The 22073-nt window shown below is 68.3% G+C and carries 22 protein-coding genes; 13 read left to right on the top strand and 9 right to left on the bottom strand.

Annotated elements, in window-relative coordinates; translation table 11 throughout:
- Window position 1 precedes the first annotated feature (1 nt).
- On the bottom strand, window positions 2–436 hold the full coding sequence (locus tag AC1DN2_RS17635; protein WP_476851361.1) for a DUF7144 family membrane protein: 435 nt from the start codon (window positions 434–436) through the stop codon (window positions 2–4).
- Window positions 437–618: 182 nt separating this feature from the next.
- On the opposite strand from AC1DN2_RS17635, the gene AC1DN2_RS17630 reads away from it, so the two are divergent.
- The 3 genes from AC1DN2_RS17630 (at window position 619) to trxA (ending at window position 2438) form a co-directional block, all read left to right on the top strand.
- The gene (locus AC1DN2_RS17630) at window positions 619–1347 is read left to right on the top strand and encodes a Type 1 glutamine amidotransferase-like domain-containing protein (protein WP_476851360.1); all 729 of its coding nucleotides are present in this window, start codon (window positions 619–621) and stop codon (window positions 1345–1347) included.
- 53 nt (window positions 1348–1400) lie between these two features.
- Window positions 1401–1946, top strand: a complete 546-nt coding sequence (locus tag AC1DN2_RS17625) for an acyl-CoA thioesterase (protein WP_223913754.1) — start codon at window positions 1401–1403, stop codon at window positions 1944–1946.
- A gap of 78 nt (window positions 1947–2024) precedes the next feature.
- Entirely contained in the window at window positions 2025–2438 is a 414-nt protein-coding gene (gene trxA, locus AC1DN2_RS17620) for a thioredoxin (protein ID WP_018773584.1), read from the top strand.
- 109 nt (window positions 2439–2547) lie between these two features.
- Here trxA and AC1DN2_RS17615 read toward each other — a convergent pair whose 3' ends face one another.
- Complete coding sequence (locus AC1DN2_RS17615; protein ID WP_223913755.1) at window positions 2548–2826, bottom strand: putative quinol monooxygenase; 279 nt, start codon at window positions 2824–2826, stop codon at window positions 2548–2550.
- 111 nt (window positions 2827–2937) lie between these two features.
- Between AC1DN2_RS17615 and AC1DN2_RS17610 the strand changes: the two genes are divergently transcribed.
- Window positions 2938–4626, top strand: a complete 1689-nt coding sequence (locus AC1DN2_RS17610) for an AMP-binding protein (RefSeq protein ID WP_476851359.1) — start codon at window positions 2938–2940, stop codon at window positions 4624–4626.
- 132 nt (window positions 4627–4758) lie between these two features.
- Window positions 4759–5676, top strand: a complete 918-nt coding sequence (locus AC1DN2_RS17605) for a hypothetical protein (RefSeq protein WP_476851358.1) — start codon at window positions 4759–4761, stop codon at window positions 5674–5676.
- A 111-nt stretch (window positions 5677–5787) separates the two neighbouring features.
- Here the strand turns inward: AC1DN2_RS17605 and AC1DN2_RS17600 are convergent, their stop codons facing one another.
- Window positions 5788–6768 (bottom strand): DNA-3-methyladenine glycosylase family protein, encoded by a 981-nt coding sequence (locus AC1DN2_RS17600; RefSeq protein ID WP_476851357.1) that lies wholly within the window; start codon window positions 6766–6768, stop codon window positions 5788–5790.
- Window positions 6769–6932: 164 nt separating this feature from the next.
- Between AC1DN2_RS17600 and AC1DN2_RS17595 the strand changes: the two genes are divergently transcribed.
- A complete protein-coding gene (locus AC1DN2_RS17595) occupies window positions 6933–7361 on the top strand; it encodes a VOC family protein (protein WP_476851356.1) in 429 nt (142 codons plus the stop codon).
- A 34-nt stretch (window positions 7362–7395) separates the two neighbouring features.
- Here the strand turns inward: AC1DN2_RS17595 and AC1DN2_RS17590 are convergent, their stop codons facing one another.
- Window positions 7396–8589, bottom strand: a complete 1194-nt coding sequence (locus AC1DN2_RS17590; protein ID WP_476851355.1) for an ArsB/NhaD family transporter — start codon at window positions 8587–8589, stop codon at window positions 7396–7398.
- Window positions 8590–8670: 81 nt separating this feature from the next.
- Here AC1DN2_RS17590 and AC1DN2_RS17585 point away from each other — a divergent pair, with 81 nt between their 5' ends.
- The 6 genes from AC1DN2_RS17585 (at window position 8671) to AC1DN2_RS17560 (ending at window position 15569) form a co-directional block, all read left to right on the top strand.
- Window positions 8671–10056, top strand: a complete 1386-nt coding sequence (locus tag AC1DN2_RS17585) for a cystathionine beta-synthase (RefSeq protein WP_476851354.1) — start codon at window positions 8671–8673, stop codon at window positions 10054–10056.
- Between the two features lie 17 nt (window positions 10057–10073).
- Window positions 10074–11282, top strand: coding sequence for a cystathionine gamma-synthase (locus tag AC1DN2_RS17580; RefSeq protein ID WP_476851353.1), 1209 nt, complete (start codon window positions 10074–10076; stop codon window positions 11280–11282).
- Window positions 11283–11377: 95 nt separating this feature from the next.
- Complete coding sequence (locus AC1DN2_RS17575) at window positions 11378–11899, top strand: winged helix-turn-helix transcriptional regulator (protein ID WP_223913761.1); 522 nt, start codon at window positions 11378–11380, stop codon at window positions 11897–11899.
- Complete coding sequence (locus AC1DN2_RS17570) at window positions 11896–13257, top strand: MFS transporter (RefSeq protein WP_476851352.1); 1362 nt, start codon at window positions 11896–11898, stop codon at window positions 13255–13257. Before AC1DN2_RS17575 ends, AC1DN2_RS17570 begins: the two co-directional genes overlap by 4 nt.
- Before the next feature lie 108 nt (window positions 13258–13365).
- A complete protein-coding gene (locus AC1DN2_RS17565) occupies window positions 13366–14724 on the top strand; it encodes a glycosyltransferase 87 family protein (RefSeq protein ID WP_476851351.1) in 1359 nt (452 codons plus the stop codon).
- A gap of 83 nt (window positions 14725–14807) precedes the next feature.
- Entirely contained in the window at window positions 14808–15569 is a 762-nt protein-coding gene (locus AC1DN2_RS17560; RefSeq protein WP_476851350.1) for an SDR family oxidoreductase, read from the top strand.
- A 78-nt stretch (window positions 15570–15647) separates the two neighbouring features.
- Here AC1DN2_RS17560 and AC1DN2_RS17555 read toward each other — a convergent pair whose 3' ends face one another.
- From AC1DN2_RS17555 to AC1DN2_RS17535, 5 genes are all read right to left on the bottom strand, one after another.
- Window positions 15648–16130 (bottom strand): hypothetical protein, encoded by a 483-nt coding sequence (locus tag AC1DN2_RS17555; protein WP_476851349.1) that lies wholly within the window; start codon window positions 16128–16130, stop codon window positions 15648–15650.
- Between the two features lie 292 nt (window positions 16131–16422).
- Window positions 16423–17631 carry an acyl-CoA dehydrogenase family protein gene (locus AC1DN2_RS17550; protein WP_476851348.1) on the bottom strand — a complete coding sequence of 403 codons (1209 nt, stop codon included), beginning with the start codon at window positions 17629–17631 and terminating at the stop codon, window positions 16423–16425.
- 9 nt (window positions 17632–17640) lie between these two features.
- Window positions 17641–19179 (bottom strand): APC family permease, encoded by a 1539-nt coding sequence (locus tag AC1DN2_RS17545; RefSeq protein ID WP_476851347.1) that lies wholly within the window; start codon window positions 19177–19179, stop codon window positions 17641–17643.
- Window positions 19176–20387, bottom strand: a complete 1212-nt coding sequence (locus tag AC1DN2_RS17540; RefSeq protein WP_476851346.1) for a glutathionylspermidine synthase family protein — start codon at window positions 20385–20387, stop codon at window positions 19176–19178. Before AC1DN2_RS17540 ends, AC1DN2_RS17545 begins: the two co-directional genes overlap by 4 nt.
- Window positions 20388–20389: 2 nt before the next feature.
- Window positions 20390–20986 (bottom strand): Tat pathway signal protein, encoded by a 597-nt coding sequence (locus AC1DN2_RS17535; protein WP_476851345.1) that lies wholly within the window; start codon window positions 20984–20986, stop codon window positions 20390–20392.
- Between the two features lie 185 nt (window positions 20987–21171).
- Here AC1DN2_RS17535 and AC1DN2_RS17530 point away from each other — a divergent pair, with 185 nt between their 5' ends.
- Window positions 21172–21825, top strand: a complete 654-nt coding sequence (locus tag AC1DN2_RS17530) for an MOSC domain-containing protein (RefSeq protein WP_476851344.1) — start codon at window positions 21172–21174, stop codon at window positions 21823–21825.
- Window positions 21826–22073 lie beyond the last annotated feature (248 nt).

Raw genomic sequence — 22073 nt, 5'->3', positions numbered from 1 at the left:
CTTACGGGTTGGTTGGCGGAGGTGCCTGCTCAGCCTTCAGTTCCTCGCCGTGGGCGATGATCGCGTAGATGATCAGCACGTCCATGGCGATGACGATGACGGACCACCACGGCTGCTGCGGAATGAGCATCAGTTGAACGACCGCACTGAAGCCGGCAACGACGACGCCAACGACTCGAGCCCACGTTGCGCCGGCGAAGAGCGCGACGGCGGTGAGGATCAAGAGCACCCCGAGGGCGACATTCCACCAGCCCCACCCCTTCGCATCGAAGAGGAACAGGGTTCCCGGGGTCGACAAATAGTAGGTGTCGGGTCCGGTGAGCGCGACGAGGCCTTGAAGGCCGCTGAAAACGCCGTTGATGATCAGAATGACTCCGGCGAAACGGACCCAACCGGTCCAGCCGGTCGCAGTGACAGGGTGATGGGCAGTACTCATAGTGTCGACCGCTTTCCGTTGAATGCTCTGCCGTCGGCCTCATGGTCGGCGCAGTCGTGGGGTGAAGCTAGTACCGATTCCGATTATGTTCCTCGCAGTCCGGACCGGTCAATCGCTATAGGTCCTCGGAGCCGCCCGCGCCGGGCTCATTGCGATTGCCGTGGATCCGGGTACGTTGAACCATGACCATCCTGCTTGTTGGCGGCGGCCCCGACACCGTAACCACAGCTGCCGTCTTCGACCGCTTCGTCAAGGAACTCCGGCACCGGGCCACCGGCAGGGTTCCGCGCGTCGCTGTGGTTCTCTTTGACCATGAGGGCAGCTCGGAATATTTCCTGCCTGCCTATGTGGTGCCGTTGGAGTCCCGGACAGCCTGCGAGGTCGTCCCGGTCCTCCTCGGCTTCAACCGGGGCGCGGACCCTGCCGCGTTCGACGACGTCGACGGCATCGTCGTCGGGGGCGGGCCGACGCCGGGCTATCTGGAAGGCTTGCTGCCGTCCGCGCAGCCCATCCGCAGTCTGGTCTCCGACGGTGTGCCGTATATGGGATTCTCAGCCGGCGCGATGGTGGCGCCGGTGCGGGCGATCGTGGGCGGCTACCGGATCCGCGGCACCGAGGTCTGCCCGGCGGATTGGTCGGAGGGTCTGGAAGAAGTGGAGATCCGCGACGGGCTGGGCCTGGTGCCTTTCGCCGTCGACGTGCACGCCGCGCAGGCGGGAACCCTCGGCCGGGCCGTTGGGGCGGTGGCAAAAGGTCTCGTGGACCGCGCGGTCGCCGTGGACGAGGACACTGCCCTGGTCCTGCACCACGCGGACCTGGAGGAGCTGGACGTGATCGGCACCGGGAACTGCTGGACGATTCGGGGCGCTGGCACCAAGGCCACCGTCTCGGTTCTGTCGGCGCGCAGCTAGGTTCCGGCACCCACCCCTTGGCACACTTGTTACCCGCGGGTAACATATGACTCATGCATCTCCTGTTCCGGACTCTCCTGCTGCTGTTCACGTCCTCACGCCGCTCACCGTTGAGCATCTGGGACAACTCCTCGCTGCCGCTGCGGGTCCTGCCCACGGACATCGACATCGCCCTGCACGTCAATAACGGCATGTACTTCTCGCTCATGGACCTCGGCCGCTTCGACCTCATGGCCCGCAGCGGCACTTGGAAGAAGATGCGCCGCCGGGGCTGGACGCCGGTCGCGGCGGGGGAGACCATCGCGTTCCGCCGTTCGCTGCAGCTCTGGCAGCAGTACACGATCGAGTCCAGGATCATCGGCCTGGACTCTAAGGCCATCTACTTCGAACAGCGGATGGTGGTGGACGGCGAAGTGTACGCGCGCGCCTATATCGCCACCCGGCTTCTGAGCAAGGGCAAGCCCGTCAGCCAGGAGGAGATCATCCGCGAGTTCGGCGCCCCGCCGTCGGATCTGGAGCTGCCCGGGTGGATCCACGAATGGCGCGAAACCAACGCCCTGCCCGGCGCCAGGCGTCCGGCCCCGCACGCCTGGGCGTGACCTGCCTACAGCCCCGCCCGGATGTGCCAACAGCGAAATGCCGGGGACAATCCGTGCCCGCTCCCGTACCGTTGACTCATGGCTACCGTAGACATCACAGGTGAACAGTTCGCATCGACAGTCGAGGATAACGACATTGTCCTCGTCGATTTCTGGGCCGAATGGTGCGGCCCGTGCAAGCAGTTCGGCCCCACGTACTCGGCGATCTCCGAGAAGCACCCGGATGTCGTCTTCTCCAAGGTCGACACCGAAGCCGAGCAGCAGCTCGCCGCCGAGGCCGGCATCACGTCGATTCCCACGCTGATGGCCTTCCGCGAAAAGGTCCTGGTGTTCTCGCAGCCTGGCGCCCTGAACGCGCAGCAGCTCGAGCAGGTGGTCGACGCCGTCAAGGCCCTGGACATGGAAGAAGTCCACGCCCACGTGGCCCGGTCCCAGGCCGAGGCCGCCGCAGCTGCGGCCAAGCAGGACGGCACCCAGATCCCGGAGGCCTGAACCGCCACGGCTTAATCCCAGGCTTTAAAACAACGCGGGGTCACTCCGCGCCCATAAATCCCTCTGGGATGGGCGCGGAGTGACCCCGCGTTGTGGATGGAAGGGTGGGTTAGAGCGTTTCGAGCTTGACCGGCTCGGCCAGCAGCGCGCTGAGGGATTCGTTCAGGTCCTGGACGGCCGTGCCCTTGGAGTGCTTGTCCAAGTCCGCCTGGCTGGCCCACCGTTCGGTCAGGACGAGCTTGTCCTCGCTGGCCTCGGTGAGCTCGTAGCGGATGCAGCCGGGCTCGTTGACCACCTCGTCGATCGCGATGTCCAGGGCGAGCTTCACGCGGAAGAATTCGCCGTCGTTGGGGATGAAAATGGCCTGAAGGTCAACGGGTGCACTCATGGCAATCACCCTACCGGGCTGCCGGGCAGGCGCCGGACCATGACCCAAGATTTCATAGGACTTCCAAGCTTTGCTCTTCTTTTGCCTCCGCACTGTTGGTAGCGTCACACCATGCTTGCTTACACAGCCGGGGACACTGACGTCCCGCTGCTCGAGGAAACCATTGGCGCGAACTTCGAACGGATCGCGGCGCGGTTCCCGTACCACGACGCCCTGATCGAGGCGGCTGCGGTACCCGGCGAAGAGGCCCGGCGGTGGAGCTACACCAAGTTGAACGACGACGTCGACCGCCTGGCACGTGCGCTCCTCGCCCTGGGCGTCGCGAAGGGCGAGCGGATCGGCATCTGGAGCCCCAACTGCGCCGAGTGGACCATCCTGCAGTACGCCACCGCGAAGGTCGGGGCGATCCTGGTCAACGTCAACCCCGCCTATCGCAGCCATGAGCTCGAGTTTGTGGTCACCCAGAACGGCATGCGCATGCTGGTCACCGCGCCGTCGGACAGGAACAGCGACTACACAGCGATGGCGCGGCAGGCGCTGGCGGCGTGCCCGGATCTGCGCGAGCTGGTCTTCCTCCCGGGCGCCGGCCTGGACGGGCTGACCGCCGGCGAACCCGGCACTGACGCGGAGCGCACCTATGCCGAGCTGCTCAAGCGGGCCGACGACGTCGGGCACTCCGAGCTGAAAGCGCGCATGGCGGCACTGGACGCGCAGGACCCCGTCAATCTTCAGTACACCTCCGGCACCACGGGGTTCCCGAAGGGCGCCACGCTGACGCACCACAACATCCTTAATAACGGTTTTTCGATCGGCGAACAGCTGGGCTACTCGGAACACGACCGCGTGGTGATCCCGGTGCCCTTCTATCACTGCTTCGGCATGGTGATCGGGAACCTCGCGGCGCTCAGCCACGGGGCCGCCACCATCATCCCCGGCCGGTCATTCTCGCCGGCCGCGGCGCTGGAAGCTGTGCAGGACTTCGGCGGAACCTCGCTGTACGGCGTGCCGACCATGTTCATCGCCGAGCTCGCCCTGCCGGACTTCGCCTCCTACGACCTCTCGACACTGCGCACGGGCGTCATGGCCGGCTCGCTGTGTCCCATCGAGGTGATGAACCGGGTCATCACGGAAATGAACATGAAAGACGTCGCCATTTGCTACGGCATGACGGAGACCTCGCCGGTGTCCACGATGACCCGGAGCGTGGACACCATGGCCCACCGCACCGAGACTGTGGGCCGGACCATGCCGAACCTGGAGAGCCGGATCGTGGACCCGGTCACGGGAGAGGTGGTGGAGCGCGGCGGGATCGGCGAACTCTGCACGCGCGGCTACGCGGTGATGCGCGGGTACTGGAACCAGCCTGACAAGACCGCCGAGGCGATCGACGCCGACGCCTGGATGCACACCGGAGACCTCGCCCGGATGGACGCGGACGGGTACATCGTGATCGAGGGCCGGATCAAGGACATGGTGATCCGCGGCGGCGAGAACGTCTATCCGCGCGAAATCGAGGAATTCCTCTACACCCACCCGGACATCCAGGACGTGCAGGTGATCGGTGTCCCGGACGAAAAGTACGGCGAGGAGCTGATGGCCTGCGTCATTTTGAAGCCGGGGGCTGCGCCGATGGACGCCGCCAGCCTGGCCGATTTCTGCCGCGGCAAGCTGGCGCACTACAAGGTCCCGCGCTACGTGGATGTCCGGGAGAGCTTCCCGATGACCGTTTCCGGCAAGATCCGCAAGGTGGACATGCGCCAGGAGGCCGCGGCCCGGCTGGGCCTCCAGACCGGCGGCTGACGGCAACGCGGGGTCACTTAAGGCCCATCCCGAGGCGCCGGACGGGCCGTAAGTGACCCCGCGTTGCGGCGATTCCGGAGGGCCTGTGGATAACCTCAGCGCCGAGGCTGATCCGCGGTCACAATGGTGCGCATGGTCCGCATTGTGCCGCTTCCCGAAAGCCTCACCCTCACACCGTTCACCGTCTATGAGTCGCGCGCGCTGGGTATTCCGCCCAAACGTCTACGGGCGCAGGATTTGTCCGACGGCGGCCGCCTTATCTATCTGCCGGCCGGCCGGCAGCTTGAGATCGTCGAACGGGCCAGGGTCCTCGCCGCTGCTACCCCGGGTGCCTGGGCGTCCCATGAAACCGCGGCCGTGCTGACCAGGCTCGGGCTGCCGCCATGGTTGGGCGAATGCCACACCATCCACCTCAGCAAACCCCATGAACTGCCCAGAGTCCGCCGGGCCGGGGTCACGGGCCACCGCGTGCGGCTCATTCCGGGCGAGCTGACCGACGTCGACGGCATCCCTGTCACGGCGCCGCCCCGCACTTGGCTGGATCTGGCCGCAGTCCTGCCGCTCAACTACCTCATCGCGATGGGGGACCAGCTCATCCGACAGCCCAGGCCCAGCCTCGAACTGAGGTCGGAGCCCTACGCCTGCAAGGATGGCCTGCGGCTGCTGATCCGCCAGCATCCCAACATGAAGGGTGTCGAGAAGGCGCGGCTTGCGCTGGACGAGATGCGGGTGGGAGCAGACTCTTTCCCGGAGACATTCCTGCGGCTGGCGCTGTTGGATGCGCGTCTGCCGGAGCCGGAGCTGCAATTGAGGCTCGACACGGAAGACCCGCGCTCACCGGCTGCAGACATGGGCTACCGGAGGTACGGGATCGCCATGCAGTACGACGGCGTCCACCACCTCACGCGGGAACAGCAGACCCGGGACAACCGGCGAGACGAAGCGTTCCGCAGCGCCGGATGGGCGTATTTCAAAGTCAACGCCGATGATCTTGCCGAGGGATTCGACAGCGTCATCACCCGGATCAAGAGGGCCCGGCTCCGCGCCTAAGCAAACTCCTGCCCTCATGACCCGCCACACCAACGCGGGGTCAGATCGCGCCCATAAAGGGGCCCCGGATGGGCCGTAAGTGACCCCGCGTTGCTTTGAGCGAGAGGGAGGTCAGTGGCTGCGGTGGTCCTGGATGGTCATGCGCGGGCCAAATGTCGGTTTCCGGAAGCCGCTCAGCCCGATCATCCGGACCACCCGCTGCCGGTGCCCCGCCCATGGAGCCAGCAGCCTGAGCATGCCGGCGTCGTCTGTCCGGCGGCCGGTCAGGGCGGCGCCCACGTAGGCCGCAAGGTGGTAGTCGCCGACCGAGATCGAATCCGGGCAGCCGTGCGTGCGCTGCACTACCTCCGCCGCCGTCCAGACCCCGATTCCGGGCAGCGTCTGCAGCTTGGCCGCCGCCTCCGCGGCGGGGAGGGCGGCGAGCCGTTCCAGCGCGGCGGCCGAACGCAGCGCCCGCATGACGGTTCCCGACCGCTGCGGGCCCACGCCGGCCTTGTGCCACTCCCAGGACGGGATGTGCAGCCACTGCGCGGCCGTCGGCTGGACCAGCAGATTGGCGGGCGCGACGGTGCCGGCGCCCGGCGCCGCCGTCCCGAAGCGGTACATCAGGTAGCGGTATCCGCGGCGGGCCTCGATAACGGTGACCTTCTGCTCCAGGATTGTCGGCACGAGTGAATCGATCATCCTGCCGGTTGCGGGCAGCCGGATCGCGAGGTTCCGGCGCCGGGCTTCAACCACCATGCGCGGGAGGGTCGCGTGGAATGCGGGCTCGTCGAAGCCGGACCAGTCGTCGTCGCTCCCGAGCATGCGCGGGACGGAATCGACGGCGTCCCCCGCTCCGGGACCCCAGGCCTGCGCGTCCACGGCAGGGTCAGCCCGCGTCCCGGCCGTTGCCAGGCGCAGCGTGGCCGGACCGCGGGGCGTCCTGAACGCGAACCAGATGCCGTCCGGGGCGGTGCGGATGGACGGGTCGCCGTGGCCGCGCAGCAGCGTGCCGATGGTTTGCATCAAGTCGAACGGGCCGCCCGGGTGCCACCGCAATGAGGCGTCCGCCGCGGCGGCAATGCCTGCGGGGGCGTCTGCAAGGCTCATTCGAACATGTTCCCACGGCCCGCTGACAGCAGCGGCATCCGCGGCAACGACGCAGGGGCCGTAGGGCCCTTAACCTCCCGCGCTGCCGGGGCTAAAATCCGGCTGTGGCGTGATGTGTCCGCGCCCGCCTCTTGGCCCCGAATCCTTGTTCTTGGGAGAGTGTGATGGCTGGTGGAGTGGTACATTTCGAAATCCCCGCAGAAGACGAGGGCCGCGCACGCGAGTTCTACAGTTCGGCGTTCGGCTGGGAGGTAAGCCAGGTGCCGGAGATGAGCTACGCCATGATCAAGACGACGCCGACGGATGCCAACGGCATGCCCTCCGTGCCGGGCTCCATCAACGGCGGCATGTTCCGCCGCGAAGGCGACCTCACATCCCCGGTGGTCACTGTGGATGTCGATGACATCGACGCGGCGTTGGAGAAGATCAATGCACTGGGCGGCAGCACCGTCTTACCGCGCGAGGCAATCGGCACCATGGGCTGGGCCGCCTACTTCCGGGACACTGAGGGCAATGTGGTCGGCCTCTGGCAGAACGCCCCGCGTGAGGGCGGCGCCGGGGCAGCGAACGCCGGGAATGACATCGGCGCCTGACGCGCCGGGCACGCCGGCCCGCAGTGCATCCACCTCACTGCATCCCGGTGGTGAGCCACAGCGCCACGACCGCCAACGGGACGGTGAGGACGACGGCGGCCACGCCGGCGAGGGCGAAGCCTCCCCAGCGGATCTCCACATTCAGGGAGCGGAGCCGCTCGTGCCACAGCAGCGTGGCCAGGGACGCCCAGGGGGTCACCAGCGGGCCCAGGTTCACGCCGATCAGCAGGGCCGCCAGCCGGGCCGGGGAGCCGCCCACCGGTTCCAGGGCCAGATAGGCGGGGAGGTTGTTGACCGCGTTGGCTGCCCCGGCGCCCAGGCCGGCGAGCTGCAGGAGCGCCGGCAGGCTCTCGCCCGTGCCGGCGATCCCGGTCAGGAACTGGGTGAGCCCGTTGGCGTGCAGGGTCTCCACCACCATGAACAGTCCGGACGTGAGCATCAGCGGGCGCCAGGGAATCATGGACCAGCGCAGGACGGAGCGCCGCCGCCAGAGGAAGAGCAGGAGCAGGGCAGCAGCCGCCGCGAGTGCCGGGATCTGCACCGGAACCCCGGAGACAAGCGCCGGGAGCAGGACCACCATGACCCCCGACGCCGAGTACAGCAGCACCCGGTCCCGGACCTTATGGACGGGCTGGGGGCCGTATGTGCCGCGCAGGTCCTTCCGGAACGCCAGCCACAGGAGCACCAGCGGCACGAGGATGCCCACCAGGGCCGGGGCCCACACGAGCGAAGCGAACGCGGCGGGGCTGAGGTTGAGCCGCTCCTGCGCGAGCAGGTTGGTCAGGTTGGAGACCGGCAGCAGCAGCGAGGCCGTGTTCGCCAGCCACACCGTGGTCAGCGCAAACGGCAGCGGCGGAATGCGGGCGTGAATGGCCAGCAGCACGACGACGGGAGTCACCAGCACCGCCGTCGTATCCAGCGACAGGAACACCGTGGAAACGGTGGCGAGGGCGATCGCGAGGAACCACAGCAAGAGGACCCGGCCGCGGCCCAGGGCGGCCAGCCGCTCCGTGACGACGCGGAAGAGCCCGGCCTCATCCACCAGTTCGGTGACAATGGACATGGCGACCACGAACGCCAGTATCGGCACGGTGCGTGCTGCCAGCGCCTGGAAGGCGGGGACCGGCAGCAGCCCGGACACCAGCGCCGCGCACCCGGCCAGCAGCATGCCCGCGGGCAGCGCGTAGCTCTTGAACTTCTTCAGCCGGGCGATCCTCTTCACAGCCATATCCTCGCATCTGCCAGAGCCGTGGGAGCGCCGTGGCCGCGCCGACGTGCCCGCCGCGCCGGAGACGGTAACTTTGTACCTATGAAGTACGCCCCGTCCGTCCTGGACCTCATTGGCCATACGCCGCTCGTCAAACTCAACCACGTGACCGATGGCATCGCAGCCACGGTCCTGGTGAAGCTCGAATACCTGAACCCCGGCGGTTCGATCAAGGACCGCATTGCGGTCAAGATGATCGAGGAGGCCGAACGAACGGGCCAGCTCCTGCCCGGCGGCACGATCGTGGAGCCCACCTCGGGCAACACCGGCGTCGGTTTGGCGCTCGTGGCGCAGCAGAAGGGCTACCGCTGCATCTTCGTCGTGCCGGACAAGGTCGGCGAGGACAAGCGGGCCGTCCTCCAGGCCTACGGCGCGGAAGTGGTGGTCACGCCCACCGCCGTCCCGCCGGACAGCCCGCAAAGCTACTACGGCGTCTCCGACCGGCTCGTCACCGAAATCCCCGGCGCCTACAAGCCGGACCAGTTCTCCAACCCCGCCGCCCCGGCCAGCCACTATGAGACCACGGGCCCTGAGATCTGGCACGACACCGACGGCCGCATCACCCACTGCGTGATCGGCGCCGGGACCGGCGGCACGATCACCGGCACCGGCCGGTACCTCAAGGAAGTCTCCGCCGGGCGGCCCGGGGCCGAGGGTGGCGTCGTGAAGATCATCGGCGCGGATCCCGCCGGCTCGGTGTACTCCGGCGGCACGGGCCGCCCGTACTTTGTCGAGGGCGTCGGGGAGGACATGTGGCCGGCCAACTACGACAAGTCGGTCCCGGACGACGTCATTGCCGTCAGCGACGCCGACTCCTTCGCGATGACGCGCCGGCTGGCGCGCGAGGAAGGCCTGCTGGTGGGCGGCTCCTCGGGCATGGCCGTCGTGGCCGCCATGGAAGTCGCCAAGGACCTCCCGGCCGCCGCCGTCGTCGTGGTCATCCTGCCGGACTCCGGCCGCGGCTACCTGGCCAAGATCTTCAACGACCAGTGGATGCGTTCCTACGGCTTCCTGGCCGGCGGGGACGAGGCGTCGGTGGGCGAGATCCTCAAGGCCAAGACCGGTGAACTCCCGGACCTCGTGCACATCCACCCGAACGAGTCCGTCCGCGACGTCATCAACATCATGAACGAGTACGGCGTCTCGCACATCCCCGTCCTGTCCCAGGAACCGCCAGTCGTCATGGGCGAGGTGCTGGGCGCCGTGGACGAACGCACCCTCACGGCCAAGCTCTTCCGCGGCGAGGCCAAGCTCTCGGACAAGATTTCCGAACACATGGAGGCCCGGCTCCCCGTGATCGGCTCGCTCGAATCGATCTCGACCGCCCGCGAACTCCTCTCCGACGCCGACACCCTCATGGTGACGTTTGTCGGCGCCCCGGTGGGGATCCTGACCCGCCACGACCTCCTCGCGTACCTCAGCAACTGACCAGTTCAAGGAGTCCCATGTCTGTGCCTGAAAGCCCGTCCTCGAAAAACCAGGGTTTCAACACCCGCGCCATCCACGCCGGCCAGGCGTTTGAGCCCCGCACCGGGGCGGTGGTGCCCCCCGTGCACTTCTCCTCGACCTATGCCCAGGACGGCATCGGCGGGCTGCGGGCCGGTTACGAATACGGCCGGGGCACCAACCCCACCCGTGACTCGCTGCAGGAGCAGCTGGCGGCCCTGGAAGGCGGGAGCGCCGCGTTCTCCTTTGGCTCCGGCCTGGCCGCCGAGGACTCGATGATCCGCGCCCTCACCCGCCCCGGCGACCACATTGTGCTCGGCAACGACGCCTACGGCGGCACGTACCGGCTCATCAGCCGGGTCCTGGGGGAGTGGGGTATCGGCAACACCCCGGTGGACATGTCCGACCTCGACGCCGTCGCGGCCGCCGTCGCCGCGGGCGGCACGGCCGACGGTGGCGGCAAGACCCGCCTGGTGTGGGTGGAGACGCCGTCGAACCCGATGATGAAGATCACCGACATCGAGGCGCTCGCGAAGGTGGCGCACGACGCCGGCGCGCTCCTCGTGGTAGACAACACCTTCGCCTCCCCGTACCTGCAGACCCCGCTGGCCCTCGGCGCCGATGTGGTGGTGCATTCCACCACCAAGTACATCGGCGGGCACTCCGACGTCGTCGGCGGCGCGATCGTGGTCAACGACCCCGACCTCGCCGAGAAGATCGGCTTTGTGCAGTTCGCCGTCGGCGCCGTGTCCGGGCCGATGGACGCTTTCCTCACCACCCGCGGGCTCAAGACCCTCGGGGTGCGCATGGACCGGCACAGCGACAACGCCCAGGCCGTGGCCGAATGGCTGCTGGGGCGCCCCGAAGTGGAGGCCGTGCTCTACCCGGGCCTGCCCACCCACCCCGGCCACGAGCTGGCCAAAAAGCAGATGAAGAAGTTCGGCGGCATGATCTCCGTGCAGTTCAAGGGCGGCGAGGCCGCGGCCCGCAAGGTGGCCGAATCGACCTCCGTGTTCACCCTGGCGGAGTCCCTGGGCGGGATCGAATCGCTCATGAACTACCCGTCCGAAATGACGCACGCCTCGGTCAAGGGCACGGAACTGGCGGTCCCGGTCAACCTGATCCGGCTCTCGTGCGGCATCGAGGACGTGGAAGACCTGATCGCCGACCTCGACGCCGCGATTTCCTCCCTGGCCGCCGGCAGCTAACTGCACCGTAGCTGCACCGGCCACCGACCCCGGCGCCCGGATCATTCCGCCGGGCCACCCTAGCTTTCTCTAAGAGAGTCAGCTAGGGTGGCCGCATGGCACTTCGATCCGACTGGTCCCAACGGACCTGCAGCATGGCCCGCGGCCTCGACATCCTGGGCGATCCCTGGAGCGTGCTCGTCCTGCGCGAGGTGTTCTTCGGCAACGGCCGCTTCGAAGCCATGAAGGCCCGGCTGGGGGCGGCCGATTCCGTGCTCACCAAGCGGCTCGCCGGGCTCGTCGCCGCCGGGCTCCTGGCCCGGAGACCCTACGACGACGGCGGCCGCACCCGCCAGGAGTACGTCCTCACCGCCATGGGCGAAGACGCCCTCCCGGTGCTCAACGCCGTCGTGATCTGGGCCGAAAAGCATCTCCCGGCGCCGTCCGGGCAGGCACACATGTTCGTCATCCACAGCGGCTGCGGGGAGCGGACCTCCTCGGCTGACACGTGCACGGCCTGCGGGGAACCGCTGACGGCCGCCAACACGAGCTGGCACAGCCTCTCCCGCACCGCGGACCCCGTGCCGCTGGCCTCGGCCGGCACCGGGACCCCTGTCCAGAACGGAACCGCCGCATGAATGCCCCCGAAACCACCGTGACCCCGACGCCGGTCCGCCGCCGCATCCACCCGGCGTGGACCGTCGCCGCCGTGGCTTTCCTCGCGCTGGTCGGCGCGGCAGGGTTCCGGGCGGCCCCGGGTGTGCTGATGGTGCCGCTGCAGAACGAGTTCGGCTGGTCCACCACCGTGCTCTCCGCCGCGGTCAGCATCAACCTCGTGCTTTTCGGGCTCACGGCACCGTTCGCGGCAGCGCTCATGGAACGCTTCGGCATCCGCGCAGTCACGGCCGTGGCCCTGGTGCTGATCGGCGCCGGCAGCGCACTGACGGTCCTCGTGACCCAGTCCTGGCAGATCCTGCTGACGTGGGGGCTGCTGATCGGGCTCGGCACCGGGTCCATGGCGCTGGTCTTCGCCGCGACCATCGCCAACACCTGGTTCGCCAAGAGCCGCGGCCTGGTCATCGGCATCCTCACCGCCGGCAGCGCCGCCGGACAGCTCGTGTTCCTGCCCTTCATCGCCGCCCTTGCCCAGGACCCGGGCTGGCGGCAGGCCTCGCTCCTCATCGGTGCCGGCGCGCTGGCCGTGGTGCCGCTCGTGCTGATGTTCCTGAAGAACTCACCGGCCGACGTCGGCGTGCTGCCCTACGGGGCGACGCCGCCGGCCCCCGGCCCGAACGCCGGCACGGAATCCAGCGGGCCCGAACCGACAGGACCGGCCGCCGGGCAGGAAGTGCAGGAGCCCCGTCGGAACGCAGCGGTCCGTGCCCTGCAGGTCCTCAAACGGGCCAGCAAAGTGCGTACCTTCTGGGCTCTGGTGGCCGGCTTCGCGATCTGCGGCGCGACCACCAACGGGCTGATCGGCACCCACTTCATCCCCTCCGCCCACGACCACGGCATGCCCGAAACCACCGCGGCGGGCCTGCTCGCCGTCGTCGGCCTCTTCGACATCATCGGCACCATCGCCTCCGGGTGGCTCACGGACCGCTTCAACCCCCGGATCCTGCTCGCCGTGTACTACCAGTTCCGCGGGATCGGGCTGCTGGTCCTGCCGCTGCTGCTCAGCGCCACCGTCCAGCCCAGCATGATCGTGTTCGTGGTCATCTACGGCCTGGACTGGGTCGCCACGGTGCCGCCGACCGCCGCGATCTGCCGCCAGGTGTTCGGTGCCGACGGGAGCGTCGTGTTCGGCTGGGTATTCGCGGCCCACCAGCTCGGCGCGGCCGCCGCTGCCCTGGCGGCCGGGGCGGTCCGGGACGCCACCGGCCAGTACACCTACGCCTGGTTTGCCGCCGCTGCCATGTGCACCATCGCCGCCGTCATCAGCGCCACCATCCGCAAGGACGCCCGGAAGCCGGAGTCCGTCCCGGTCCCGGCGTAGCTGTTCTGTAGACTGACCCGACAGCGAGGGCGCGTTTGCGCCGCCCTGGACGGAACCGACCAAACGGCCAGCGCCTACATCAGCAGCCCGATGGGGGAGTACATGTCAGTGCCCGTTTCAGACCGCAGCCCGGCGCGGTATTCACCCGTCCCGCACCTGTTCCGGCTCTCCGTCATCCCGGCCATCGCCGCGGTGGGCTACTTCATCTGGATCTCGCTCGGAGTCTGGGGCAAGCACGGCCTGGACTTCAGCGTCTACTGGTACGGCGGCAAAATCCTCAACGACGCCGGCGCGGCGCCCTCAGCGCTGTATGCGGGCAACGTGGACTGGGCCGGCGGACCGGCGCTGATGTTTACCTACCCGCCGTTCGCCGCCATCGTCTTCGGCCTCTTGGCCCGGCTGCCCCTGGCGGCGGCGCTGACCCTGTTCAATGCCGCCGGCGCCGGGGTGGCGATCCTGGCCGCGGTCCGAACGGTCCGGTACTGGAACGCGAAAACCTCCTGGCGCGACACCTTCCGGGCACCGGGCAACGGCTGGGCCGCCGCCGTCCTGGTCCTGGCGGTGCTGAACCTGGGTCCCTGGCGCGAGACCCTGGTGTTCGGCCAAATCAACGCCCTGCTGATGGGCCTGATCGCCGTGGACCTGTTGGCCCGCAACCGGCGCTGGGCCCGCGGTTTCCCCGGCAGCGGCTTCCTGGTGGGCGTCGCCGCCGGCATCAAGCTGACGCCCCTGGTGTTCGGGCTCTACTTTCTGGTCCGCAGGGACTGGCGCGGGCTGGGCAACATGGCCGCCGGCTTCACCGCCACCGTGGCGGCCGGGTGGCTGCTCCGGCCCGCCGAATCCCTGCAGTTCTGGCTCCAGATGCTGCCCGACACCTCCCGGATGGGGGGAGCGGGCTATGTGGACAACCTGTCCATTAAGGGCGCCCTTCTGCACTTCGGGGTCCCGGAAGCGCACGTCACCGTGCCGTGGCTGCTGCTGAGCCTGGCGGTTGTGGCCGTGGGCGCCGCAGTGATCAAGGCCGCCAGCGATCAGGGTGCCCGCGTCGTGGCCGTATCGGCGACCGCGCTCACCATGCTGCTGATCAGCCCGGTCTCGTGGTCCCACCACTGGGTGTGGGTCGCGGCGGTCTTTCCGGCTTTCGCCTGGACCCTGCGGGAAGCTCCGCGCCGGTACGTCGGGATGCGCTGGACCATGGGCGGCGTGCTGGGCCTGTCGATCCTCGTATTCCTGTTCTCGCCCAAGACCATCGGTACGGCCCTCGGCGCCGAAAACCTCGACATCCAGACGCCCGGGCTGTGGATCATGGCCTCCAGCGCCGGCGTCTTCTGCGCCCTGGCCCTGCTGGTGTGCTGGCTCGTGGCCCTGCGGCGGGATCCGCTGGGGCCGGAGCCGGACCCTGCCCCCGGGCTGGCTGCCGAACGGGACGTCCGGGCTGCCGTCTCCGCTTCCTCAGTCTCCTCGTAGGCACCGCTCGTAGCAGGCCGCGCACCTAGCAGGCAGCGCACCTGGTAGGCGCCGCGCCGGCCGCCACCGCTAGGCTGGTCGGCATGAGCTCCCCCGACGGACGTAAGACGGCCCTTGTCACCGGTGTCGGCCGGCTCGCCGGAATCGGCGCAGGCATCGCACGCCGCCTCGCCGCGGACGGCTGGGACCTCGTGCTGACGTACTGGCAGGACTACGACGCCCGGATGCCGTGGGGAGTCCAATCGGACGACGTCGAGCGCCTCACCGCCGAGCTCGAGGCGATCGGTGCCGCCGTCGTGGCGCTGTCGGCGGATTTCCAGGACCCGCACGCCGTGGACCGGCTGATGTCCGCCGCCGCGGCGGATGCCGGAACCCTGCAGGGTCTGGTGCTCAGCCACGCCGAATCCGTGGACTCCTCCATCCTGGACACGTCCCTGGAGAGCTTCGAGAGGCACTTTGCGGTCAACACCCGGGCCAGCTGGCAGTTGATTGCCGCTTTCGCCCGGCAGGCCGGTCCCGAGGGCGGCGCCATCGTGGCCCTGACCAGCGACCACACCGCTTTCAACCTGCCCTACGGGGCATCAAAGGGCGCCCTGGACCGGATCGTGATCGCCGCCGCCCGCGAACTCGGCCCGCTCGGGATCAGCGCCAACGTCCTGAACCCGGGACCGGTGGATACCGGCTGGATGGATGAGCCGCTCCGTGACGAACTGGCCCGCCGGCAACCCGGCGGCCGGCTGGGCACACCGGCGGACGTGGCCGGCACCGTCGCGTTCCTGCTCTCGCCCGAGGGCCGCTGGATGTCCGGGCAGCTGGTCAAGGCCGACGGCGGATTCTCCGCCTGAGCCGCTGAACCGCGGGAACGCTCTGATTCATGGAGCGTGTGTGGTGTTGGGGCAGCGTCCGGTGGTGGCCGGACCCGGTCAGCCGGCGGTCAGCAGGGCGAGGGCGGTTGCCAGTTCGGTGGCGGCGCCTTGGAGGAGGCAGGCCGTCTCCCGTGCCCGGGTCTTGCGTCCGGACTGGAGGTAGGCATCGATGAGGTCGGCGATGAGTTCGAGCCGGCACGCACCGGCCTTGGATGCGGACCAGGACAGGCTTTGGGCGGCCAGGCGCGCGCCCTCCCAGTCCCCGCCGGCCAGGGCCTGGTGAATCTTTTCGACCCGGTGGGGAAGCATGAGCTGGAATGTGCTGACGAAGTCGTGGAACTTCCACGACTGGACCGTCCCCGTGCTCTCCTGAAGCCGGTCGCGGTCCAGGACGAGTGCCGCGCTGATGCGGGCCCGGTGCCGGTGGGGTCCCTGGCCGGAAGCGGACCTGTCCTGGCCGTCCCCGCCCGCGCCGGCAGTGGCCTGACGTGCCGGAAAGAAACGAAGTGTCCACGCGGCTGGCTTTGCGTTGAGACTCATGATGTCCCCCTTTACTTGGCAGCCCGTTCCGCCCGTCGGGCACGCAGGGTGCTCAGCTCCTGTGTCTGGGACGGGCGGGACGACATCGGTTCGACCGGCCAGAGAAGAAGTGCCGTGGGCTATTTGGCTGCCTCTGCTCCGGTGGCGATGGCACCACTGTACGAATGCGCCCCCGGGAGGACACGAGTGTTGGCTACCTGAAAACCCAGCAGTCACCACTTGCATCACTGGCCTCATCCGTATCGCGTGAGGAGCGGACACGGAAGCACTGCCGCGAAATACCCCGCGGCCCTCAGCGGAACGCGGGGAGACCCGTGATGTGCTGGCCCAGGATCAGGGTGTGGACCTCGTCGGTGCCCTCGTAGGTCCGGACGGATTCCAGGTTGGCGGCATGCCGCAGCGGGGAATGGTCCAGCGTGATGCCGTTGCCGCCCAGAATCGTGCGCGCCTCCCGGGCAATGCTGAGTGCCTCCCGCACGTTGTTCAGCTTGCCGAGCGAGATCTGCTCCGGACGCAGCCTGCCGGCGTCCTTGAGCCGGCCCAGGTGCAGGGCCAGAAGCGTGCCCTTCTGGATCTCCAGGACCATGTTCACCAGCTTCTCCTGCGTCAGCTGGTACCCGGCCAGCGGCTTGCCGAACTGCAGCCGCTCCTGGGAGTACGCCAGCGCGGCCTCATAGGAATCCCGCGCGGCGCCCATAGCTCCCCACGCGATCCCGTACCGGGCCTCGTTGAGGCAGGAGAAGGGACCCCTCAGCCCGCGCGCCGCGGGCAGCAGCGACTCCGGGCCCAGCCGGACGGCGTCGAACGTGATGTCGCACTGGATGGAGGCGCGCATCGAGAGCTTCTGCCCGATCGGCGTCGCGGTGACGCCCGCGGTGCCGGCAGGGACGAGGAAGCCGCGCACGCCGTCGTCGGTCATGGCCCACACCACCAGCACGCCCGCCACCGAGGCGAGCCCGATCCAGCGTTTCGCGCCGTCCAGGATCCAGCCCGCGTCATCGCCGGAGCCGTCGCGGCGGGCGAAGGTCTTCATCGAGGCAGGGTCCGAGCCGGCCGTGGGCTCGGTCAGGGCAAACGCGCCGATCAGTTCGCCGGCGGCCATCCGGGGGAGCCACTCCTGCTTTTGGTCCTCGGAGCCCCACTTGTGGATGGCCGTCATGGCGAGGGAGCCCTGCACGGAGACGAACGTGCGGACGCCCGAATCGCCGGCCTCGAGTTCCATCGCCGCGAGGCCATATTCGACGGCGGAACGGCCCGGGCAGCCGTAGCCCTCCAGGTGCATGCCGAGCACGCCGAGCTCGCCAAGTTCCGGGGCGAGCTCGAGGGGGAACACGGCGTCCTCGTACCAGCCGGCGATGCCCGGCCGGATCCGCTGGTTCGTGAAATCGCGGACGCGCTCGCGCACGCTGCGCTCCTCCGCGCTCAGCAGGGAATCGGTGGCCAGGACATCGGAGACGTCGGAAAGGTTGGCCTCATTGTTCATGCCAGCTTCGTTGCTCATGCCAGCATCCTACGGCCGCACCTGCAGGGGCGCGCCGGCGGCGGGCTGGTGCTGCAGGAAGTAGCCCCGCGTGGACGGCGCGAAACGGCAGGCGGCGGCCAGCGCCACGCCCAGCCCCAGGAGCAGCACGCCGCTGATGAAGGCCCCGCCGACGCCGAAGATCTGCGTATCACCGTAGTCCGGATCCCACATCTGCACCGCCGAGACGAAGAATGCCGCAGTCAGCATAAGGGCGCCGAGCAGGGGCATGACGCCGCGGAACCAGAAATACCGGACCGAGCCGCGCAGGGTCGAGCGGAAGTACCAGACGCACGCGAAGCCGGTCAGGGCGTAGTAGAACGCGATGAACAAGCTGATCGAAGTGATGGAGTCGGCGAGCAGGTTCTCGCTCAGGAGACTCATCAGGACGTAATAGGCGACGGCAGCGGCACCCATGACCTGGGTGGAATACCCCGGCGTCTGGTTGCGCGGGTGGACCTCGCCGAACCTGCGCGGCACGGCTCCGTGCACGCCCATGGACAAGGTGCCGCGGGCCGTGGGAAGGATGGTGGTCTGGGTCGAGGACAGCACCGAGGCCAGGACGGCGACGACGATCAGCCAGCCCCAGGGGCCCAGCACCACGTCCTTCATGGCCAGGAAGACATCGTTCTGGTTGGCCTCGTTGCCCAGCCCAATCCCATCCGTGCCCACCGTGGCATACATCATCACCAGCAGGGCCACAGAGACGTAGATCGCCACGAGGACAAGCGCGGAAATGACGGCGCCTCGGCCGGGCGTGGTGGCAGGGTTTTCGGTCTCCTCGTTCACCGCGAGGCAGGTATCCCAGCCCCAGTAGATGAACAGGGCCAGCAGGGCTCCGTGCACCACCGCGCCCGGATCGGCGAACGCACCGGCGGGGTTGAACCACTCAAGGTCGAAGGCTTGGCCAGTGGCCGCGCCGGGCACCCCGCCCGCGATCCGGAAGATGATGGCCATCGCGAAGATGCCCAGTGAGAGGTACTGCACGTAGGTCAGGACCCGCTGGACATGTTCCCCGAGGCGGATGCCGCGGTAGTTCACGAGGGTCATGAACACGATGAACAGCACGCCGGTGGCGGTGACCACGAGGCTGTTCCCGGCCAGCGAACCGTCGCCGATCAGCAGCCACAGGTACTGCCCGGCGACCTGGGCGAGGTTGGCCAGGACCACGACGCCGGCCAGGGCCACGCCCCATCCGCCCAGCCAGCCGGCCCAGGGACCGAACGCCCGGCGGGCCCAGATGAAGGTGGTCCCGCAGTCCGGCATGGCGCTGTTGAGCTCACGGAAGGCGAAGGCGATGAAGAGCACGGGCACGAAGCCCAGCAGCAGGATCAACGGGGTGTAGTTGCCGTTCACCGCCACGATCAGTCCCAGGGTCGCCGCGAGCGAATAGACCGGCGCGGTGGAGGCCAGCCCCAACATGACGGAGTCTCCGAGATCCAGGATCCCGGCGCGCAGTCCCTTGGCCGGAACTGCCGCGGGACCCCCGGGGCCGCCGGCCGTCGTCGTCGTCGTGGTTCCGGTGCTCATAGGGCAATACCTGCCTTGCTGGAGTGGGCCTCGTTCGAGGCCGGGGCGGGCGCGTCAATCGTGTTGGGCACGAAGCGGCAGAAGTAGTCGGTGATGGGCCCGTCCGACTCGCGGATGCCGCAGCCGACCGATTCGCCGTCGACCACCCAGAGGCCGAGCACAGGGCGGTTGCCGTCGAAATCGGGAAGGGCATGGAACTGCTGGTAACACCAGCCTTCCCGGCCATAGTCGCCGGGCTGTTCGAGGTCGATGCCGGCGGCGTGGATCCTGATGTTGTCCCCTTCGCGGCCATGCAGCGGCTTGGCCACCCACTCCGTGAGTGGCCCGGGACCGTCAAGATAGGCCGGAAGCAGGTTGGGGTGGTCCGGGTAGAGGTGCCAGAGCGCCGCGAGCAGGGCCTTGTTGGACAGGAGCATCTTCCAGGCCGGCTCCACCCAGCGCGGATTGTGGGCGCGCTGCAGCAGCCGCTGCCCGAACGGCTCCTTCATCATCAGTTCCCAGGGGTAGAGCTTGAACATGGTGCTGATCATGAAGTTGTCCAGGTCCACGAAGCGGTTGAGGTTCGGATCCCAGCCGATGTCGGACATGTTGATGCCGATGGTGGTCCAGCCGGCCTGGCTCGCGACGTCCCGCATGTAGGCTGCCGTCATCCAGTCCTCCCCGGATTCTTCCGCCTCGGAGTGGGCGACGTGGAGCGTGCTCATGCCGGTGCGGTACTGCAGCCTCTTCCATTGCCGGATGAGGGCTTCATGGATGCCGTTCCACTGGTCCTTTTCGGGAAGGACGTCCTGCAGCCAGAACCACTGGGCGACGGCGGCCTCAATGAGTCCGGTAGGGGTGTCCGCGTTGTACTCCAGCATCTTGGCCGGGCCGCCCCGGCCGTCGTAGACGAAGTCGAAGCGGCCGTAGACGTCCACATCGCCGGCCTGCAGCGATGCAGCCGCCAGTTCCATGGCCTGCGGCCCGATCCCGATGTTGCCCATGGCCCCGGTGGCGAGGAACTTCGCGGCCTCGAGGCACATGCGGTGCATGTCCTCGGCGGCCTGTTCGAGGGTCTCCACTTCGTCCATGGTGAATTCGTAGTAGGCGCCTTCGTGCCAGTACTCGACGTTCGTGCCGTCCGGCAGGGCCGTGGTGGAGAAAACCAGGCCTTGTGCTTCAATCCGCTCTTTCCAGTCCGGCCGCGGCGCGGATCCCAGTCGTTTCATCCCTAGCCTCCCGTGCTTCCGCCCTTGGCGCTGCCGCCGAAGCCGCCCCTGCTGACCGTACCGCCCTTGGCGCTGTACCCCGTGGACGCCTTGGCCCCGGTGGGGACGGTCCTGCTGTAGCTGGGGTAGCCCGAACGGTTCTGGCCCAACCCGGGCACGCTGGCGCCGCGGGAGTAGAAGTACCAGGCGTAGATGCCGGAGCTGCGGCCGTCCGTGCTGCTGTTGTTGCACTGGGCATCATCGACCCGCTCGCCGGTGTCGTCGTTGAAGCACACCTGGGCGTAGTCGGCCTCGTCCTCGTTGCTGGCCACCATGGCGGTGATCGTGCCGGCCAGGAGCGCCGTGACGCCCAGCCCGACGACGGCGGTACGGCGCTGCGAACGCTTCTTCCGCGCCGCCGCGGCCGCCAGGCCGCGCTCGCGTTCCAGGGCGAAGGGGTCAACGACGGCGGGGGCAGGGGCGTCTGCCGGAAGTCCCGGCGGCGCGGGCTGGCCGGACTGGTTTTGCAGCTCGGGCCGCAGCTCCGGCTGGGGAATCTGCCACGGAGGCTGCTTCCGGTCCTGCCGTGGACTGTCCGGGTGCTCGTCGTTTCGGCCCAAATGTGTCCCCTCACGTCTGGCCGCAGGGTATCCCGCGGAAGGCTTGCGTGCTTTTCCCGACGCCAGCCTAACCGGCCTCCGGATCCGGGGCGATGGAAAGGGCGTGCCGTGTCTGCGGCGGGCGCGGGAAGCGTGCCGGCGCTGAGTCCGGGGCCGCGGGCACGCCGCAGGCCTACACTGGTGCCATGGAAACCGCATCCGTGCTTGCTGTCTGCAGGGTTCACCAGCTGCTCGATGATCCTGGCAGCGTCGGGGTCACCGCGATCGACAAGCGCCCGGTGGACGGACCGGTGAAAGTCCATAAACTTGGCCTGCGCGGTGATGTCCAGGCCAGCAGGATCCACCACGGCGGCGAGGACCAGGCACTCTACGCGTACTCGCAGGACGACGCCGACTACTGGGCCGGCGAACTCGGCCGGGACATGCCAGCGGGCATCTTCGGCGAAAACCTGCGGATCACGGGCCTCAACGCCTCCAACGCCGTGATCGGCGAACGGTGGAAGGTCGGACTGGACGTCGAGGTGGAAGTCACCTCCCCGCGCATCCCCTGCGCCACCTTCCAGCGGCGGATGGGCGAGCCGCACTGGGTCCAGCGGTTCACCGAGGCCGGCAGGGTGGGCACCTACCTCCGCGTGGTCCGGACCGGCAGCATCGAGGCCGGAGACCACATCCACCGGCTCTTTGTCCCTGCCCACGGCGTGACAATCGCCAAGTGGTTCACCGATCCCACCTTGGAGGACATGGAGGCCCTGCGCGACGCCGACGCCGACGGCCAGATCCGCCTGCAGCCCGAGTACCACCAGAGGTTCGAACAGCTGCAGCGCCGTCTCGGGGTCTAGGCGTGGGGAGCCGGTGTGCGCAAGCTCACCAGCCCCCGTCGGCCCCTCAATTACCACTGTTCCGCTCCATGCCCTACACTTGAAATATCCCCCACTCCGGAAATCCCTTATTCCTGCCCAATTCTTGAGGCAGGACTGGCAAGTGTTGGGGCCCGCAAATGTGATGCGGGCATTTTCATAGGGAGAGCCGGCAAAAGAAAACGCTGTACAGACTGCTGGGATAGCAGCCAAGAGATGCAGCGGGAAGT

It is taken from the genome of Arthrobacter sp. 01L42 (genome assembly GCF_056400005.1).
The sequence above is the reverse complement of the archived record's forward strand: the minus strand, read 5'-3'. Positions and strand labels throughout refer to the sequence as shown.

Bases quoted from the DNA above. Each gene is read 5' to 3' on its own strand.
- AC1DN2_RS17635 (WP_476851361.1), bottom strand. From the start codon at position 436: ATGAGTACTGCCCATCACCCTGTCACTGCGACCGGCTGGACCGGTTGG.
- AC1DN2_RS17630 (WP_476851360.1), top strand. From the start codon at position 619: ATGACCATCCTGCTTGTTGGCGGCGGCCCCGACACCGTAACCACAGCT.
- AC1DN2_RS17625 (WP_223913754.1), top strand. From the start codon at position 1,401: ATGCATCTCCTGTTCCGGACTCTCCTGCTGCTGTTCACGTCCTCACGC.
- trxA (WP_018773584.1), top strand. From the start codon at position 2,025: ATGGCTACCGTAGACATCACAGGTGAACAGTTCGCATCGACAGTCGAG.
- AC1DN2_RS17615 (WP_223913755.1), bottom strand. From the start codon at position 2,826: ATGAGTGCACCCGTTGACCTTCAGGCCATTTTCATCCCCAACGACGGC.
- AC1DN2_RS17610 (WP_476851359.1), top strand. From the start codon at position 2,938: ATGCTTGCTTACACAGCCGGGGACACTGACGTCCCGCTGCTCGAGGAA.
- AC1DN2_RS17605 (WP_476851358.1), top strand. From the start codon at position 4,759: ATGGTCCGCATTGTGCCGCTTCCCGAAAGCCTCACCCTCACACCGTTC.
- AC1DN2_RS17600 (WP_476851357.1), bottom strand. From the start codon at position 6,768: ATGAGCCTTGCAGACGCCCCCGCAGGCATTGCCGCCGCGGCGGACGCC.
- AC1DN2_RS17595 (WP_476851356.1), top strand. From the start codon at position 6,933: ATGGCTGGTGGAGTGGTACATTTCGAAATCCCCGCAGAAGACGAGGGC.
- AC1DN2_RS17590 (WP_476851355.1), bottom strand. From the start codon at position 8,589: ATGGCTGTGAAGAGGATCGCCCGGCTGAAGAAGTTCAAGAGCTACGCG.
- AC1DN2_RS17585 (WP_476851354.1), top strand. From the start codon at position 8,671: ATGAAGTACGCCCCGTCCGTCCTGGACCTCATTGGCCATACGCCGCTC.
- AC1DN2_RS17580 (WP_476851353.1), top strand. From the start codon at position 10,074: ATGTCTGTGCCTGAAAGCCCGTCCTCGAAAAACCAGGGTTTCAACACC.
- AC1DN2_RS17575 (WP_223913761.1), top strand. From the start codon at position 11,378: ATGGCACTTCGATCCGACTGGTCCCAACGGACCTGCAGCATGGCCCGC.
- AC1DN2_RS17570 (WP_476851352.1), top strand. From the start codon at position 11,896: ATGAATGCCCCCGAAACCACCGTGACCCCGACGCCGGTCCGCCGCCGC.
- AC1DN2_RS17560 (WP_476851350.1), top strand. From the start codon at position 14,808: ATGAGCTCCCCCGACGGACGTAAGACGGCCCTTGTCACCGGTGTCGGC.
- AC1DN2_RS17555 (WP_476851349.1), bottom strand. From the start codon at position 16,130: ATGAGTCTCAACGCAAAGCCAGCCGCGTGGACACTTCGTTTCTTTCCG.
- AC1DN2_RS17550 (WP_476851348.1), bottom strand. From the start codon at position 17,631: ATGAGCAACGAAGCTGGCATGAACAATGAGGCCAACCTTTCCGACGTC.
- AC1DN2_RS17545 (WP_476851347.1), bottom strand. From the start codon at position 19,179: ATGAGCACCGGAACCACGACGACGACGACGGCCGGCGGCCCCGGGGGT.
- AC1DN2_RS17540 (WP_476851346.1), bottom strand. From the start codon at position 20,387: ATGAAACGACTGGGATCCGCGCCGCGGCCGGACTGGAAAGAGCGGATT.
- AC1DN2_RS17530 (WP_476851344.1), top strand. From the start codon at position 21,172: ATGGAAACCGCATCCGTGCTTGCTGTCTGCAGGGTTCACCAGCTGCTC.